This is a genomic window from Nonomuraea sp. CA-141351 (assembly GCF_050944675.1).
Taxonomy (GTDB): Bacteria; Actinomycetota; Actinomycetes; order Streptosporangiales; family Streptosporangiaceae; genus Nonomuraea.
Window position 1 is genome coordinate 7,626,681 of the sequence record NZ_CP191982.1, and the last position, 15,485, is coordinate 7,642,165.

Annotated in this window: 15 protein-coding genes; 2 read left to right on the forward strand and 13 right to left on the reverse strand. The window is 70.8% G+C overall.

The annotated features are described in order from the left end of the window. Nucleotides 1-46: 46 nt before the first annotated feature. The gene (tyrS, locus tag ACQPWU_RS35995) at nt 47-1,315 is read right to left on the reverse strand and encodes a tyrosine--tRNA ligase (protein WP_433429771.1); all 1,269 of its coding nucleotides are present in this window, start codon (nt 1,313-1,315) and stop codon (nt 47-49) included. Nucleotides 1,316-1,407: 92 nt separating this feature from the next. Here tyrS and ACQPWU_RS36000 point away from each other — a divergent pair, with 92 nt between their 5' ends. Then, on the forward strand, nt 1,408-1,809 hold the full coding sequence (locus ACQPWU_RS36000) for a PH domain-containing protein (RefSeq protein WP_433429773.1): 402 nt from the start codon (nt 1,408-1,410) through the stop codon (nt 1,807-1,809). On the opposite strand, the gene ACQPWU_RS36005 is transcribed toward ACQPWU_RS36000, so the two are convergent. The 9 genes from ACQPWU_RS36005 to argC form a co-directional block, all read right to left on the reverse strand. Further along, nucleotides 1,749-2,516, reverse strand: a complete 768-nt coding sequence (locus ACQPWU_RS36005; RefSeq protein ID WP_433429774.1) for a DNA-3-methyladenine glycosylase — start codon at nt 2,514-2,516, stop codon at nt 1,749-1,751. The genes ACQPWU_RS36000 and ACQPWU_RS36005 overlap by 61 nt on opposite strands. After that, on the reverse strand, nt 2,498-3,934 hold the full coding sequence (gene argH, locus ACQPWU_RS36010; RefSeq protein ID WP_433429776.1) for an argininosuccinate lyase: 1,437 nt from the start codon (nt 3,932-3,934) through the stop codon (nt 2,498-2,500). The genes ACQPWU_RS36005 and argH overlap by 19 nt, the downstream gene beginning before the upstream one ends. 91 nt (nt 3,935-4,025) lie before the next feature. Further along, nucleotides 4,026-5,225, reverse strand: a complete 1,200-nt coding sequence (locus ACQPWU_RS36015; RefSeq protein WP_433429778.1) for an argininosuccinate synthase — start codon at nt 5,223-5,225, stop codon at nt 4,026-4,028. A 36-nt stretch (nt 5,226-5,261) separates the two neighbouring features. Next, nucleotides 5,262-5,768 carry an arginine repressor gene (locus tag ACQPWU_RS36020; RefSeq protein WP_433429780.1) on the reverse strand — a complete coding sequence of 169 codons (507 nt, stop codon included), beginning with the start codon at nt 5,766-5,768 and terminating at the stop codon, nt 5,262-5,264. Next, nucleotides 5,765-6,712 carry an ornithine carbamoyltransferase gene (gene argF, locus ACQPWU_RS36025; RefSeq protein WP_433429782.1) on the reverse strand — a complete coding sequence of 316 codons (948 nt, stop codon included), beginning with the start codon at nt 6,710-6,712 and terminating at the stop codon, nt 5,765-5,767. Before argF ends, ACQPWU_RS36020 begins: the two co-directional genes overlap by 4 nt. Continuing rightward, a complete protein-coding gene (locus ACQPWU_RS36030; RefSeq protein ID WP_433429784.1) occupies nt 6,709-7,875 on the reverse strand; it encodes an acetylornithine transaminase in 1,167 nt (388 codons plus the stop codon). Before ACQPWU_RS36030 ends, argF begins: the two co-directional genes overlap by 4 nt. Then, nucleotides 7,875-8,747: an acetylglutamate kinase gene (gene argB / locus ACQPWU_RS36035; RefSeq protein WP_433429786.1), complete on the reverse strand. Its 873-nt coding sequence runs from the start codon at nt 8,745-8,747 to the stop codon at nt 7,875-7,877. Before argB ends, ACQPWU_RS36030 begins: the two co-directional genes overlap by 1 nt. Next, complete coding sequence (argJ, locus tag ACQPWU_RS36040) at nt 8,744-9,895, reverse strand: bifunctional glutamate N-acetyltransferase/amino-acid acetyltransferase ArgJ (protein WP_433429788.1); 1,152 nt, start codon at nt 9,893-9,895, stop codon at nt 8,744-8,746. Before argJ ends, argB begins: the two co-directional genes overlap by 4 nt. Beyond that, nucleotides 9,892-10,914, reverse strand: a complete 1,023-nt coding sequence (gene argC / locus ACQPWU_RS36045; RefSeq protein ID WP_433429790.1) for an N-acetyl-gamma-glutamyl-phosphate reductase — start codon at nt 10,912-10,914, stop codon at nt 9,892-9,894. The genes argJ and argC overlap by 4 nt, the downstream gene beginning before the upstream one ends. 145 nt (nt 10,915-11,059) lie before the next feature. Here argC and ACQPWU_RS36050 point away from each other — a divergent pair, with 145 nt between their 5' ends. Continuing rightward, nucleotides 11,060-11,680, forward strand: a complete 621-nt coding sequence (locus tag ACQPWU_RS36050; protein ID WP_433429791.1) for a hypothetical protein — start codon at nt 11,060-11,062, stop codon at nt 11,678-11,680. Here the strand turns inward: ACQPWU_RS36050 and ACQPWU_RS36055 are convergent. From ACQPWU_RS36055 to ACQPWU_RS36065, 3 genes are read right to left on the reverse strand one after another with little or no spacing between them, the layout of a single operon-like run. Continuing rightward, nucleotides 11,616-13,655: a bifunctional aldolase/short-chain dehydrogenase gene (locus ACQPWU_RS36055; protein WP_433429793.1), complete on the reverse strand. Its 2,040-nt coding sequence runs from the start codon at nt 13,653-13,655 to the stop codon at nt 11,616-11,618. The two genes, ACQPWU_RS36050 and ACQPWU_RS36055, sit on opposite strands and share 65 nt — an antisense overlap. 6 nt (nt 13,656-13,661) lie before the next feature. Then, nucleotides 13,662-14,819, reverse strand: a complete 1,158-nt coding sequence (gene rhaI, locus ACQPWU_RS36060; protein ID WP_433429794.1) for an L-rhamnose isomerase — start codon at nt 14,817-14,819, stop codon at nt 13,662-13,664. Between the two features lie 10 nt (nt 14,820-14,829). Further along, nucleotides 14,830-15,147 (reverse strand): L-rhamnose mutarotase, encoded by a 318-nt coding sequence (locus tag ACQPWU_RS36065; protein ID WP_433429796.1) that lies wholly within the window; start codon nt 15,145-15,147, stop codon nt 14,830-14,832. Nucleotides 15,148-15,485 lie beyond the last annotated feature (338 nt).

Sequence of the window (15,485 nt, forward strand, 5' to 3'; positions counted from 1 at the left end):
GAAAGCGGGCCCTTCCACCTCCGGAAAGGCCCGCTTCAGCCAAGAGCTAAGAGGCGACCTCGACGCCGCCGATCGACTTCTTGCCGCGCCGCAGCACCATGAAGCGCCCGTGCAGCAGGTCATCGGCGGTCGGCACGTACGCCTCGTCGGTGATCTTGACGTTGTTGAGGTACGCCCCGCCCTCCTTCACGGCACGCCGGGCCGCCGACTTCGACTCCACCAGCCCGCTGTCGGCAAGCAGGTCCACGAACGGCGCCCCGAGCGCGGGGATCGCGGCCTTGGGCACCTCGGCCAGCGCCGCTCCCAGCGTCGAGGCGGGCAGGTCTTCCAGCTCGCCCTGGCCGAAGAGCGCCTTCGAGGCGGCCACGACCGCGTCGAGCTCCTGCTTGCCGTGCAGCAGCTCGGTGAGGTCCTCGGCCAGCGTCCGCTGGGCCTCGCGGGCGAAGGGACGCTCGGCGACGGCCTTCTCCAGGACCTCGATCTCCTCGCGGCTCTTGAACGTGAACACCTTGAGGTAGTGGATCACGTCGCGGTCGTCGGAGTTGAGGAAGTACTGGTAGAAGGCGTAGGGGGAGGTCATCTCGGGGTCGAGCCAGAGCGCGCCGCCCGCCGTCTTGCCGAACTTGGTGCCGTCGGCCTTGGTGATCAGCGGCAGCGTGAGCGCGTGGACGTGCGCGCCCTCGATGCGGCGGACCAGGTCGGCGCCGGCCGTGATGTTGCCCCACTGGTCGCTGCCGCCGATCTGCAGCGTGCAGTCGTAGCGGCGGTGCAGCTCGAGGTAGTCGTTGGCCTGCAGGATCTGGTAGCTGAACTCGGTGTAGCTCAGCCCCTCCCCCTGCAGCCGCGCGGAGACGGACTCCCTGGCCAGCATGCGGTTGACCGGGAAGTGCTTGCCGATGTCGCGCAGGAAGTCGATGGCGCTCAGCTGGCCGGTCCAGTCGAGGTTGCTGACCATGAGGGCGGCGTTCGGCTGGGCGTCGAAGTCGAGGAAGCGGCCCACCTGTCCGCGCAGGCGCTCCACCCATTCGGCGACGACCTCGCTGGCATTGAGCGAGCGCTCGGTGTTGCGCCCGCTCGGGTCGCCGATCAACCCGGTGGCGCCGCCGACCAGGCCGATCGGGCGGTGCCCGGCGAGCTGCAGGCGGCGCAGCGTGAGCAGCGGCACGAAGTGGCCGACGTGCAGGGAGGGGGCGGTCGGGTCGAAACCGGAATAGACCGTGATCGGTCCCTTGGCCATGGACGCGCGCAGGGCGTCGAGGTCGGTGGACTGAGCGATAAGGCCCCGCCACGCGAGGTCATCGAGAATGTCGGTCACGGTGCCGGCTTTCCATTGAGACGTTGGACATTAAGTATGACAAGCCTGCCCGATCGCCTAGGTTGACCGCCACTTGGATACGCTCTGTCTCCATGTGGAGGGTCCGTCGCGAGCTGGCCGTTTTCAAGATCTTAGGGGCTCTGGCGTGTGCCGGACTCGCCGTCGACTGGTGGGTCCAGGACGACGTGCGCGGCGTGATCCTGGCTGTTCCCGCGGCCGTGCTGATCGGCGGGATGGGGCTGCGTGACCTGGTCGTCCCCGTACGGCTGGCCGCCGACGAGAGCGGGATCACCGTGGTGCACGGGTTCGCGGGCAAGCGGCACGTGCCCTGGGAGGCGATCTGGGACGTCAAGGTCGACGTACGCAGGCGGTGGGGGCTGCGGAGCGAGATACTCGAGATCGACACCGGCGACCACCTGCACATCTTCAGTCCTCACGAGCTGGGCGCCCCTCCGACGGAGGTGGCCGCGGCGTTGCGGCGGCGCGGCACGTGAGGGCGGTACGGCGACACGGTCGGGTCGCCGTCGATCCAGAACCGCCACGGGGTGTCCTTGGCGGTCGAGATGCCGGTACGCGGGCCTGACCTGATCGAGGCCGGGTCGGCCGGGCGGCCCTCCAGCACGGCCGCCGCTCCGTGGGGCACGCCGGTCAGCCTGCGGCCGGAGGCGAAGGGGGCGTCTCCGGGAAGCGCCCGCGAGGCGTCCCCGATCGCGTCGAGGCCGTTGTGCTCGCGGAGCAGGCCGAGGACGACGGCCAGCCTGGCCGGGCCGCGCGCGAGGTCCCGGTCGGGGATCGTCCTGCCGCGCGCCACTGTGCCGTTCCCCTTGGAAGAGCGCCGGGCGCGGGCCTCCTCGATGCCTGCCACCACCTCGCCCGCCCGCAGCAGCACGGCCGAGCCGAAGCCCTCGGGCAGGCACACCAGGTTCGCGCAGAAGTGCATGCCGTACGTGAAGTACACGTACAGGTGGCCTGGGGGGCCGAACATGACCGCGTTGCGCGGCGTCTTGCCCCGGTAGGTGTGCGCCGCCGGATCCTCGCCGGGGCCGCCGTAGGCCTCGACCTCGGTCAGGCGCACGGCGACGGCGCCATCCACGCTGCCGTGCACGAGCACGCGCCCGAGCAGGTCGGGCGCCACCTCGTGCGACGGCCTGTCGAAGAAGCCCCGCGGCAGCGCGGCGGGGCTCAGCTCCCCGCTGCCCATGCCGCCTGCGTGTCGACCGCCTCCCTGAGCGCGATGAGCTGGTCGCGCACGCGGTCGGGGGCGGTGCCTCCGTGGGCCTTGCGGGCGGCCAGGGCGCCGGGCACGTTGAGAACGTCGCGCACGTCGGGCGTCAGGTGCGGCGACACCTTGACCAGTTCGTCGTCCGTGAGCTCGCCCAGGTCCTTGTCGTTGACCTGGCACCACACCACGAGGTGGCCGACCGCCTCGTGGGCCTCGCGGAACGGGACCCCACGGCGTACGAGCAGCTCGGCCAGGTCGGTGGCGAGCGCGAACCCGTCGGGCGCCGAGGACTCCATGCGGGCGGTGTTGACCCGCATGGTCGCGACCAGCCCGGCCACCGCGGGCAGGACCAGCAGCAGGGTGTCGACCGCGTCGAAGACGGGCTCCTTGTCCTCCTGCAGGTCGCGGTTGTAGGTCAGCGGCAGACCCTTGAGCGTGGTCAGCAGCGACATCAGGTTGCCGATCAGGCGGCCGGACTTGCCGCGGGCCAGCTCGGCGACGTCGGGGTTCTTCTTCTGGGGCATGATCGACGAGCCGGTGGAGTAGGCGTCGTCCATCTCGATCCAGCGGAACTCCTGCGAGGCCCACAGGACGATCTCCTCGCCCAGCCGCGACAGGTGGACGCCGATCATGGCCGCGTCGAACAGGAACTCCGCCGCGAAGTCGCGGTCGGAGACCGCGTCCATCGAGTTGGGCGCGGCGGCCGAGAAGCCCAGCTCCTCTGCCACGGCCTGCGGGTCGAGCGGCAGCGAGGAGCCCGCGAGCGCGCCCGCGCCGAGCGGGGAGATCGCGGCGCGCTTGTCCCAGTCGGCGAGCCGGTCGACGTCGCGGGTGAAGGCGTGCACGTGGGCCAGGAGCTGGTGGCCGAACGACACCGGCTGCGCGTGCTGCAGGTGCGTCATGCCCGGCGCGGCCGTGTCGGCGTGCTGCTCCGCCTGAGCCATGAGCGCGGTCTCCAGCTCGACCAGGCGCGAGACGATCGCGCGGGCGTGGTCGCGCAGGTAGAGGCGCAGGTCGGTGGCGATCTGGTCGTTGCGTGAACGCCCCGCGCGCAGCTTGCCGCCGAGCGAGCCGAGCCGCTCGAGCAGGCCGCGCTCCAGCGCGGTGTGCACGTCCTCGTCGGCGACCGTCGGCCGGAACTCACCCGCCTTGCAGGCTTGCTCCAGGTCGTCGAGCGCGCCGATCATGCGCTCGAGCTCCTCGTCGCTCAGCAGCCCCGCCCTGTGCAGCACGCGCGCGTGCGCCCTGGACGCTGCCAGGTCGTACGGCACGAGCCGCCAGTCGAAGTGCACGCTCACCGACAGCCGGGCCAGCGCGTCGGACGGGCCGCTCTCGAAGCGCGCGCCCCACAGCCGCATCGGCTTGCCATCACTCACCGTTATCTCCTTCGTGACCATTTCAATGGTCGCACCCGCTTCGGGACTCGTTGGCATCGTTCCACGCTCTCTCGCCCCGGGCTCCTGTGCTCGGGCGCGACCATAGTGCACCTCACCCCTTCTTGGCGTCTCGCGCGGCGGCGATCTTAGCGGGGAGGGAGAAAAGCTGGACGAAGCCCTTGGCCAGGGACTGGTCGAATGTGTCGCCGGTGTCGTAGGTCGCCAGCGAGAAGTCGTACAGGGACTGCTCCGAGCGGCGGCCGGTGACCGTGGCCTTGCCGCCGTGCAGAGTCATGCGGATGTCGCCGGAGACGTGCTTCTGGGCCTCGGCGATGAGCGCGTCGAGGGCGTTCTTGAGCGGCGAGAACCACAGGCCGTCGTAGACGAGCTCGCTCCACCGCTGGTCCACGCCGCGCTTGAAGCGGGCCAGGTCGCGCTCGACGGTGACGTTCTCCAGCTCCATGTGGGCGGCGATGAGGGCGATGGCGCCCGGCGCCTCGTACACCTCGCGCGACTTGATGCCGACGAGGCGGTCCTCGACCAGGTCGATCCGGCCGACGCCCTGCGCGCCCGCGCGCCTGTTCAGCTCGTCGATGACCTGGTACGGCGTCAGCGCCCGCCCGTCGACCTTGACCGGGACGCCCTGTTCGAAGGTGATGACCACCTCGTCGGCCTCGCGCGGCTGGGACGGATCGGCGGTGTAGGAGTAGACCTCCTCGGTGGGGCCGTTCCAGATGTCCTCGAGGAAGCCGGTCTCGACGGCGCGGCCCCAGAGGTTCTGGTCGATCGAGAACGGGTTCTTCTTCGACGTCTCGATGGGCAGGCCCTTGGCTTCGGCGTACTCGATGGCCTTGTCGCGCGTCCAGGCGAAGTCGCGGGCGGGCGCGACGACCTTGAGGCCGGGGGCGAGGGCGGACAGGCCCGCCTCGAAGCGGACCTGGTCGTTGCCCTTGCCGGTGCAGCCGTGGGAGACGAACGTGCCGCCGAACTGCTTGGCCGCCGAGACCAGGTGCTTGACGATGAGCGGGCGCGAGAGCGAGGAGACCAGCGGGTAGCGGTCCATGTAGAGGGCGTTGGCCTGCAGGGCGGGCACGCAGAAGTCGGCGGCGAACTCCTCCTTGGCGTCCACCACGATCGACTCGGCCGCGCCGCAGTCGATCGCCCGCTGCTGGATCACGTCCATGTCCTCGCCGCCCTGGCCGAGGTCCACGGCGACGCAGATCACCTCGGCGTCCATCTGCTCGGCCAGGTACGGGATGGCGACCGAGGTGTCCAGCCCGCCTGAATAGGCAAGGACCACTCTTTCCGGCATTTCACTGTCTCCAGGTACAAGTCTCGCTGCTTGGCGCTAGGCGCGCCGGTCGGCCACCTTCAGCAGGGCCTCCGCGACGGCCTGGCCGCCGGTCGGATCGCGGCTGATGACGAGGATCGTGTCGTCGCCGGCGACCGTGCCGAGGATCGACTCCCAGTCGGCGTGGTCGATGGCGGAGGCCAGGAACTGGGCCGCGCCCGGAGGGGTTCTCACGATGACCAAGTTGGCCGAGGCCTCGGCGTTGACCAGCAGCTCCTCGGCGATACGGTGCAGCCGCGCGGCCGGCGACTCGCCGGTGCCCAGCCTGGTGAGCGGGATCCGGCCGCCGCCCTCGCCGGGCAGGGCGTACACCAGGGATCCGTCGTCGGCGCGCAGCTTGAGCGCGCCGAGTTCGTCGAGGTCACGCGAGAGCGTGGCCTGGGTGACCTCGAGCCCGCTCTCGGCGAGCAGCTTGGCGAGCTCCGGCTGGGAGCGCACCGCCTTCCGCTGCAGCAGGTCGGTGATCTTCGCCTGCCGCGCGGCCTTGGTCATCGGAATCGTCATTTGCGTGACACTAGCCAGTAGAGAAGCGCCTTCTGGGCGTGCAGCCGGTTCTCCGCCTGGTCCCACACGACGCTCTTCGGGCCTTCGAGCACCTCGGTGGTGATCTCGTAGTCGCGGTAGGCGGGCAGGCAGTGCAGCACGATCGCGTCGGGCGCGGCGTGCTCGAGCAGCTCGGAGTTCACCTGGTACGGCTTGAGCACGGACACCCGCTGCTCCTTGCCGTCCTGGCCCATCGACACCCACGTGTCGGTGGCGATCACGTGCGCCCCCTGGACGGCGGCCACCGGGTCGGTCAGCGCGATCACCGAGCCACCCGTCTTGGCCGCGATGGCGGCCGCCTGGTCGAGGATGACCGCGTCCGGCTGGTAGCCGGCCGGGGCGGCGATCCGCACGTGCATGCCCGCGGTGGCGCCGCCGAGCAGGTAGGAGTGGGCCATGTTGTTGGCGCCGTCGCCCAGGTACGTGAACGTGACCCCGGCGGTCCTGCCGAGCTTCTCCTGGACGGTCTGCAGGTCGGCGAGGATCTGGCAGGGGTGGAACTCGTCGGTGAGCGCGTTGACCACGGGCACCCGGGAGTGGGCGGCCATCTCGTCGATGAGCTCCTGCCCGGTGGTCCGCCAGACGATGGCGGCGACCTGCCGGTCGAGCACCCTGGCGAGGTCGGCGGCGGGCTCGCCGCGGCCCATGAGCGCTGAGACGTTGTCCACGACCAGCGGCAGCCCGCCGAGCTCGCCGATGCCGGTGTGGAAGGAGACGCGGGTGCGGGCCGACGGCTTGTCGAACAGGACGGCGACGGTCTGCGGGCCCTCGAACGGGCGGTAGCCGAACCGGTCCTTCTTCATGGCCGCGGCGAGCTCCAGGACCTCGGCCTGCTCGGCGGGCGTGAGGTCGTCGTCGCGCAGGAAGTGTCTGATTTGCGCCGAGTCCGCGCGGTGCCTGGTCATTTGGCCGCCTCCGCGAGGATCGCCGGGTACGCGGCCACGAACGCGTCGATCTCCTCGGCCGTGACGACCAGGGGCGGCGCGATGCGTACGGCGTCGGGCTGGAGGGCGTTGACCAGGAAGCCGGCGTTCTGGGCGGCCTTCTGGACCTCGGCCGAGCGGGGCTCGCTCAGCACGGTGGCCAGCCACAGGCCGCGCCCGCGCACGCCCTTCAGCAGCGGGTGGCGGTTCGACTCCAGTCCGCCGCGCAGCCGCGCGGACGCCGACTTGACGTGGTCGAGGTCGAGGTTGTCGAGCACGGCCAGCGCCGCGGCGCACGAGACCGGGTTGCCGCCGAACGTCGAGCCGTGATCGCCCTTGGCGAAGAGCTTGCCCGCGTCGCCGAACCCGATGCACGCGCCGATCGGCATCCCGCCGCCCAGCCCCTTGGCCAGGGTCAGGATGTCGGGGGTCACGCCGTCGGCCTGATGCGCGAACCAGTGGCCGGTGCGGCCGATCGCCGACTGGATCTCGTCGGCCACCAGCAGGGCGCCGGTCGAGTCGCAGATCTCGCGGGCCGCCTCGAAGTAGCCCTCGGGCGGCGGCACGACGCCGGCCTCGCCCTGGGTGGGCTCGAGGAACACCGCGATGCAGTCGCCGGTCACGGCCTCCTTGAGCGCGGCGGCGTCGCCGTACGGGACGAAGCGGACGTCGATCGGGAACGGGCCGAACTGGTCGCGGATCGACTGTTTGCCGGTCAGGGACAGGGCGCCGATCGTCCGGCCGTGGAAGCCGTTCTCGGCGGCGACGAAGTAGGAGCGGCCCTCACGCTTGCCGTACTTGACGGCGAGCTTGTACGCGGCCTCGTTGGCCTCGGTGCCCGAGTTGGCGAAGAAGACCTTGGCCGGGGCGTTCAGCAGGGCGAGGAGCTTCTCGGCGAGCAGCACTTCCGGCTCGTGCAGGAACAGGTTGCTCGTGTGCGCGATCGTGGCGACCTGCTTGGAGACGGCCTCGACCAGGGCGGGGTGGGCGTGACCGAGCGAGCTGGTCGCGATGCCGCCGATGAAGTCGAGGTATTCCTTGCCGTCCACGTCCCAGACGCGGGTGCCCTCACCTCGTGCCAGCGCGACCGGCGGGACGCCGTAGTTGGGCATGAAGGCTTGTTCGAACCTCTGATACAAGCTCATCAGGGCATCACCATCGTTCCGATTCCCTCATTGGTGAAGATTTCCAGCAGCAGTGAATGTGGCACCCGGCCGTCGAGCACGTGGGCCTGCGGGACGCCGCCCTGGACCGCCGTCAGGCAGGCCTCCATCTTGGGGACCATGCCGCTGGACAGCGTGGGCATGAGCGTCTCCAGCTCCTCGGCGCCGAGCTGGTCGATCACGTCGGTGTCGTCGGGCCAGTTGGCGTACAGGCCCTCCACGTCGGTGAGGACGATCAGCTTCTGCGCCTGGAGCGTCACGGCCAGCGCGGCGGCGGCGGTGTCGGCGTTCACGTTGTAGATCTCCCCGTCGTCTCCGCGCGCCACGCTGGAGATGACCGGGATGCGGCCGTCGTCGATGAGGGCCCGCACAGCGCCCGGATCGACCTTGATGATCTCGCCGACCTGGCCGATGTCCACGGGCACACCGTCCACGATCGCGTGCTTGCGCACGGCCGTGAACAGGTGGGCGTCCTCCCCGGACATGCCGACGGCGAACGGGCCGTGCCGGTTGACCAGCCCCACGATGTTGCGGTTGACCTGGCCCGTCAGGACCATCCTGACGACCTGCATGGCCTCCGGCGTGGTGACCCGCAGCCCGGCGGTGAACGTGGACTCGATGCCCAGCTTGCCGAGCGCGCTGCTGATCTGCGGGCCGCCCCCGTGCACGACGACCGGGCGCAGGCCCGCGTGGCGCAGGAAGACGACGTCCTCGGCGAAGCCCTCCTTGAGCGACTCGTCGGTCATGGCGTTGCCGCCGTACTTGATGACGATGGTCGCGCCGTGGAAGCGGGTCAGCCAGGGCAGCGCCTCGATCAGCGTCTCGGCCTTGGTCTGCGCGGCGGTGGCCCTCATGAGGAGTACGCCGAGTTCTCGTGGACGTACTCGGCGGTCAGGTCCGTGGTGTGCACGGTCGCGGTGTGCGGGCCGGCCGACAGGTCGATCGTGATCGTCACGTCGCGGGGGCGCATGTCCACCTTGGCGCGGTCGTCGCCGACCGCGCCACCCCGGCAGATCCAGATGCCGTTGATGGCCACGTTCAGGCGGCCGGGCTCGAACACCGCGTCGGTGGTGCCGACGGCGGCCAGGACGCGGCCCCAGTTGGGGTCCTCGCCGTGGATGGCGCACTTGAGCAGGTTGGAACGGGCGACCGTGCGGCCGACCTTGACCGCGTCGTCCTCCGATGCGGCACCGACCACCTCGATGGCGATGGCCTTGGAGGCGCCCTCGGCGTCCACCAGGAGCTGCCTGGCCAGGTCGGCGCAGACCTCCTGGACCTTCTGCTCGAACTCGGCGAGGTCCGGCTTGACCCCGGCGGCTCCGCTGGCCAGCAGGAGCACCGTGTCGTTGGTGGACATGCAGCCGTCGGTGTCGAGGCGGTCGAACGTCTTGGCCGTGGCCTTGCGCAGCGCGGCGTCGAGCTCCTCGCTGGTCAGGTCGGCGTCCGTGGTGATCACGCAGAGCATGGTGGCCAGGGCCGGGGCGAGCATGCCCGCGCCCTTGGCCATCCCGCCCACCATGTAGCCGCTGCCCCTCCGGAACGAGATCTTGGAGACGGTGTCCGTGGTGCGGATGGCGTCCGCGGCGGCCAGGCCGCCGTCGCGGGAGAGCTGGGTCGAGGCGGTCTCGACGCCGGACAGCAGCGCGTCCATCGGCAGCCGCTCGCCGATCAGGCCGGTCGAGCAGACCGCGACCTCACCTGCGGAGTCCTGGAGCGCCTCGGCCACCTTCTCGGCGGTGGCGTGGGTGTCCTGGAAGCCCTCCGGGCCGGTGCAGGCGTTGGCGCCGCCGGAGTTGAGCACCACGGCTCGCAGGCGCCCGCCCGTCAGGACCTGCTGCGACCACAGGACGGGGGCGGCCTTCACGCGGTTGGCGGTGAAGACGCCCGCGGCGGCCCTGCTGGGTCCGTCGTTGACGACCAGTGCCAGGTCACGGGCGCCGCCGGACTTGATCCCGGCGGCGACACCCGCGGCTCTGAAACCGAGTGGTGCGGTAACACTCACGGTGCGACTCCTGTCAGGGGGAGGCCGAGTTCTTCGGGCAGGCCGAGTGCGATGTTCACGCTCTGCACGGCGCCTCCGGCCGTGCCCTTGGTGAGGTTGTCGATGGCGATGACGGCGACCACGCGGCCCGCGCGCTCGTCGAGCGTCACCTGCAGGGCGGCGGTGTTGGCGCCGTAGGTCATGGAGGTGGCCGGCCAGACGCCCTCGGGCAGGAGCTTGACGAACGGCTCCTCCTTCAGCGCGACGTCGTACGCCGTCCGCAGCGACTCCTTGGTGAGGCCCGGCGCGGCAGGAGCGGTGCAGGTGGCGAGGATGCCGCGGCTCATGGGGGCCAGCGTCGGCGTGAACGAGACCCGCACAGGGCTCCCGGCGACGGCCGACAGGCCCTGCTCCATTTCGGGGGTGTGCCGGTGGACGCCGCCCACGCCGTACGCGCTGACGGAGCCCATGACCTCGCTGCCGAGCAGGTTGGGCTTGAGCGACTTGCCGGCGCCGCTGGTGCCGCTGGCGGCCACCACGACCACGTCCGGCTCGGCCAGCCCCGCGGCGAAGGCGGGCGACAGGGCGAGCAGGACGGAGGTCGGATAGCAGCCGGGGACCGCGATGCGGGTGGCCGACTTGAGGATCTCCCGCTGGCCGGGCAGCTCGGGCAGGCCGTAGGGCCAGGAACCGGCGTGCTCGCCGCCGTAGAACTCCTGCCAGGCGGCCGGGTCGGTGAGCCGGTGGTCGGCGCCGCAGTCGACCACCACCGTCTCCTCAACCAGCTGGGCGGCGACTGCGGCCGAGTGGCCGTGCGGCAATGCCAGGAAGACGACGTCGTGGCCGGCCAGCGTGTCGGCGGAGGTGTCCTCGATGACGCGGTCGGCCAGCTGCGGCAGGTGGGGCTGGTGGACGCCGAGGCGGCTGCCCGCGCTCGAAGCCGCGGTGAGCGCGCCGATCTCGAACTCGGGGTGACCGAGCAGGATGCGCAGCAGCTCCCCGCCCGCGTAGCCACTGGCTCCCGCGATCGCTGCCCTCATCAAACCCTCCTGCATGTTCATGCATCACATCTCATGACCTTGCTGTTGAAGATAATGCACTGCAGGGGATGAATATGCAAGCCAGAGGTGCACAACCACAGTCCGTTGCAAGTGAACGACAAATGGGCCGGGAGAGGATCGCCGCATGACCGAGCACTTGCCCGATCTCTCCTTCGTGACCCCTGACCGAAGGGGGAGGGGCCCCGGGCCGGTGGGCCGGGTCATCCTGGTGCTGCTCTGGCTGGCGATCGGCGTGCTGCCGTCGGTCTTCGCGATCGCGGACATCCAGCTCGCCACCGGCCGGACCGGGACGCCGGGCACCTTGCGCGTCGTCTCGTGTGAGGATCTGGGCGAGGGCCGGTACGACTGCGAAGGGCAGTTCACGCCCGACTCCGGCGGGCCGGTCGTGGAGGTGGCGGCCTCGCCCGACTCGGAGGCGGGCGACGTGACGCGGGCCCAGCTCACCCCGGAGGGCGACCGCGCGGTCCCCGCCGGGACGAAGGGCGTCCTGGCGGCCTTGACGTTGCCGTCGGTCGGGCTCGGCGGGCTGGGGTTCCTGCCGTACGTGATCATGTACTGGGCGGGCGTGCGCGGGGCGGCGGGCCGCCGTGACCGGGGGTCTCCTGGTCACGGCGGCCGGAGCCGCGCTGGCGGTGATAGGGATGGTGGCGGCCTACTCCTGACCTGTCAGCTGCCGGTCGTCAGCGGAGGAAGGCGGCGGCCACGCCCGCGTCCACCGGGATGTGCAGGCCCGTGGTGTGGGTGAGGTCGTTGCCGGTGAGGGCGAAGACGGCGGCGGCCACGTGCTCGGGCAGGACCTCGCGCTTGAGCAGGGTGCGCTGCGCGTAGAACTCGCCGAGCTTCTCCTCCTCCACCCCGTAGACGGCCGCCCGGTTGGCGCCCCATCCGGAGGCGAAGATGCCGGAGCCGCGTACCACGCCGTCGGGGTTGATGCCGTTGACGCGGATGCCGTGCGCGCCCAGCTCGGCCGCCAGCAGCCGCACCTGGTGGGCCTGGTCGGCCTTGGCGGCGCCGTACGCGACGTTGTTCGGGCCGGCGAAGACGGCGTTCTTGGAGGAGATGTAGACGATGTCGCCGCCCATGGCCTGGTTGATCAGGACCCGGGCGGCCTCGCGGGACACCAGGAACGAGCCCCTGGCCATGACGTCGTGCTGCAGGTCCCAGTCGTCCAGGGTGGTCTCCAGCAGCGCGCGGGACAGCGACAGGCCGGCGTTGTTGACGACCAGGTCGACGCCGCCGAACGCCAGCACGGCCGCGCGTACCGCCTCGGAGATCTGCTCCTCGGAGGTGACGTCCACCGCGACCGCCACCGCGACGTCGGACACCCGGTACGCGGACGCGCCGATCTCGGCGGCGATCTTCTCCGCGGCGGCCAGGTCGCGGTCGGCGACCACCACGCAAGCGCCCTCGGCGGCCAGGCGGCGGGCGGTGGCCGCGCCGATGCCCGAGCCGCCGCCGGTGACCAGCGCGACGCGGGTCGCGAGGGGCTTGGGCTTGGGCATGCGGCGCAGCTTGGCCTCCTCCAGCTCCCAGTACTCGATGCGGAACTTCTCCGACTCGGGGATGGGCGCGTAGGTGGAGACGGACTCGGCGCCGCGCATGACGTTGATGGCGTTGACGTAGAACTCGCCGGCCACGCGCGCGGTCTGCTTGTCCTTGCCGAACGAGAACATGCCGACGCCCGGAACCAGCACGATCGCCGGGTCCGCGCCGCGGATGGCCGGGGAGTCGGGGGTGGCGTGCCGGTTGTAGTAGGCGGTGTATTCGTCGCGGTAGGCGGCGTGCAGCTCGCGCAGCCGTTCGACGGCCTGCTCCAGGGGCGCGTCCGGCGGCAGGTCGAGCACCAGGGGCGCGACCTTGGTCCGCAGGAAGTGGTCGGGGCAGGACGTGCCCAGGGCCGCCAGGCGCGGGTGTTCGGCGCGGGAGACGAAGTCCAGCACCTCGGGTGTGCCGGTGTAGTGGCCGACGACGCGGACGTCCGTGGAGGCCAGGCCCCTGATGTAGGGGAACAGGGCGGCGGCGCGCTCGCGGCGCTCCGCCTCCGGCAGGGTCTCGTAGATCACCGAGCCGAACGGGTCGGGGCGGCCGTGCTCGGCCAGGTACGCCTCCGCGGTGCGGATGATCTCCAGCGAGCGCGACTCGCACTCCTCCGACGTGTCGGCCCAGGCGGTGATGCCGTGACCGCCGAGGACGCAGCCGATGGCCTGCGGGTTTGCCGCCTTGATGGCGGCGATGTCCAGGCCGAGCTGGAAGCCGGGCCGCCGCCACGGCACCCAGACCACCCGGTCGCCGAAGACGCGCCTGGTCAGCTCCTCGCCGTCGGCCGCGGTCGCGAGCGCGATCCCGGCGTCGGGGTGCAGGTGGTCGACGTGGCCGGCCTCGACCAGGCCGTGCATGGCGGTGTCGATCGACGGGGCGGCCCCGCCCTTGCCGTGCAGGCAGTAGTCGAACGCGGCGACCATCTCGTCCTCGCGCTCCACGCCCGGGTAGACGCCCTTGAGCGCGCGCAGCCGGTCGAGGCGGAGCACGGCGAGCCCGGACTCCTTCAGCGTGCCGAGGTCGCCGCCGGAGCCCTTGACCCAGAGCAGCTCGACCTCCTCCCCGGTGACCGGGTCGGGCGCGGCGCCCTTGGCGGAGGTGTTGCCGCCCGCGTAGTTGGTGTTGCGCGGGTCGGCTCCCAGGCGGTGAGAGCGTTCCAGCAGTTCCTTGATGACTTCCATGATCGGTCAGGCCCCCCAGCCGGCCTGGGTTCCGCCGACACGCTCGGCGGCGATTTTCTCGAAATATCCGGACTTTGCGTACGCGGTCATCGGGTCGGGCGCCAGCCCCGACTCCTCACGCAACTCGGCGAGCAGCGGCCGCACGTCGGTGTTGTAGGCGTCCATGAACACGGCGTTCGCGCCCAGCACGTCGCCCTCGGTCTGCGCGGCGGCCAGCGCCTCGCGGTCCACGAGCAGGGCCTTGGCGGTGGCCTCCTGGACGTTCATGACCGAGCGGATCTGGCCCGGGATCTTGGGCTCGATGTTGTGGCACTGGTCCAGCATGAACGCCACGCCGGTCTCGGGGTCGAGGCCGCCGCCGCGAACCACCTCGAACATGATGCGGAAGAGCTGGAACGGGTCCGCCGCCCCCACCATGAGGTCGTCGTCGGCGTAGAAGCGGGAGTTGAAGTCGAACCCGCCGAGCTTGCCCTCGCGCAGCAGGAACGCCACGATGAACTCGATGTTGGTGCCCGGCGCGTGGTGCCCGGTGTCCACCACGACCTGCGCCTTGGGGCCGAGCTTGACGCAGTGGGCGTACGCGGTGCCCCAGTCGGGCACGTCGGTGGCGTAGAAGGCGGGCTCGAAGAGCTTGTACTCCAGCAGGAAGCGCTGCCCCTCACCGAGCCGGTCGTACACCTCGGCCAGCGACTCGGCCAGGCGGTCCTGGCGGGACCTGATGTCGTCCTGGCCCGGGTAGTTGATGCCGTCGGAGAACCACAGCTTGAGCGTGTCGGACCCGGTGGCGTCCATGATGTCCACGCACTCCAGCAGGTGGTCGGTGGCCTTGCGGCGCACCCGCGCGGCGGGGTTGGTGACGCTGCCGAGCATGTAGTCGTCGTCCTGGAAGACGTTGGAGTTGATCGCTCCGATGCCCACACCCAGGTCGCGGGCATGCCTGGCCAGGTCGGCGTAGTCGTCCACCTTGTCCCACGGGATGTGCAGGGCGACCGTGGGGGCGACGCCGGTGTACGCGTGCACCTGGGCGGCGTCGGCGAGTTTCTCGTACGGGTCGCGCGGCACCCCCTTCTGTGCGAACACCTTGAACCTCGTGCCGCTGTTGCCGTACGCCCAGGACGGCGTCTCGATGTGCTGTGCGCGTAGCGCGGCCTTGATGTCAGTCATTGGTTCCCGATCAATCCAGGTGGAAAACTTCGTCCAGCGGGTGCATGCCCTCGTCGGGCCGCCCGTCGAGGCTCTCGAAAAACGGCGCCATCTCGGCCTGCCAGCGGGCGTTGACCTTGGTCTCGGCCATCGCCTTCTTGGCGGCCTCGAAGTCCTCGGTCTCCAGGTAGCCCACGAGGAGGCCGTCGTCTCTCAGGAAGAGCGAGTAGTTGTGCCAGCCGGTGCGCGCGAGCGCCTCTCGCATCTCCGGCCAGACGTCTCGGTGGCGTTCGCGGTACTCCGCCAGCCGCTCTGGGCGGACTTTCAGCAGGAAGCAGACGCGTTGCACTGACACTCCCTTCAAAACGTTTTAATCCTTCGTGCAGGAAACTATGATTCCTGGTGCTCGCTGTCAATGCGCTCTCGGCCCCCGTCGAACCGAGCCGCCCCCCGTGCGACGATGACACGTTTTAATGCCCGATCTTCGCGTCGTACCGCCCCGAGGCCGCACCGCACCCGCCGCCGTCCAGCGCGCCTTCCTTGCTGCTCGCACGGCACCGCGTATGCGGCACGTGCTGCGGCGATGGCCGACGCGCGTCTCCGGGGCGTGGCGCGGCGGTGGCCGGCGCCACGTGCAGGGTGCCCGAGGCGGGAGCTCGAGCCCGACCCGGGCCGGATGGAGCGCCG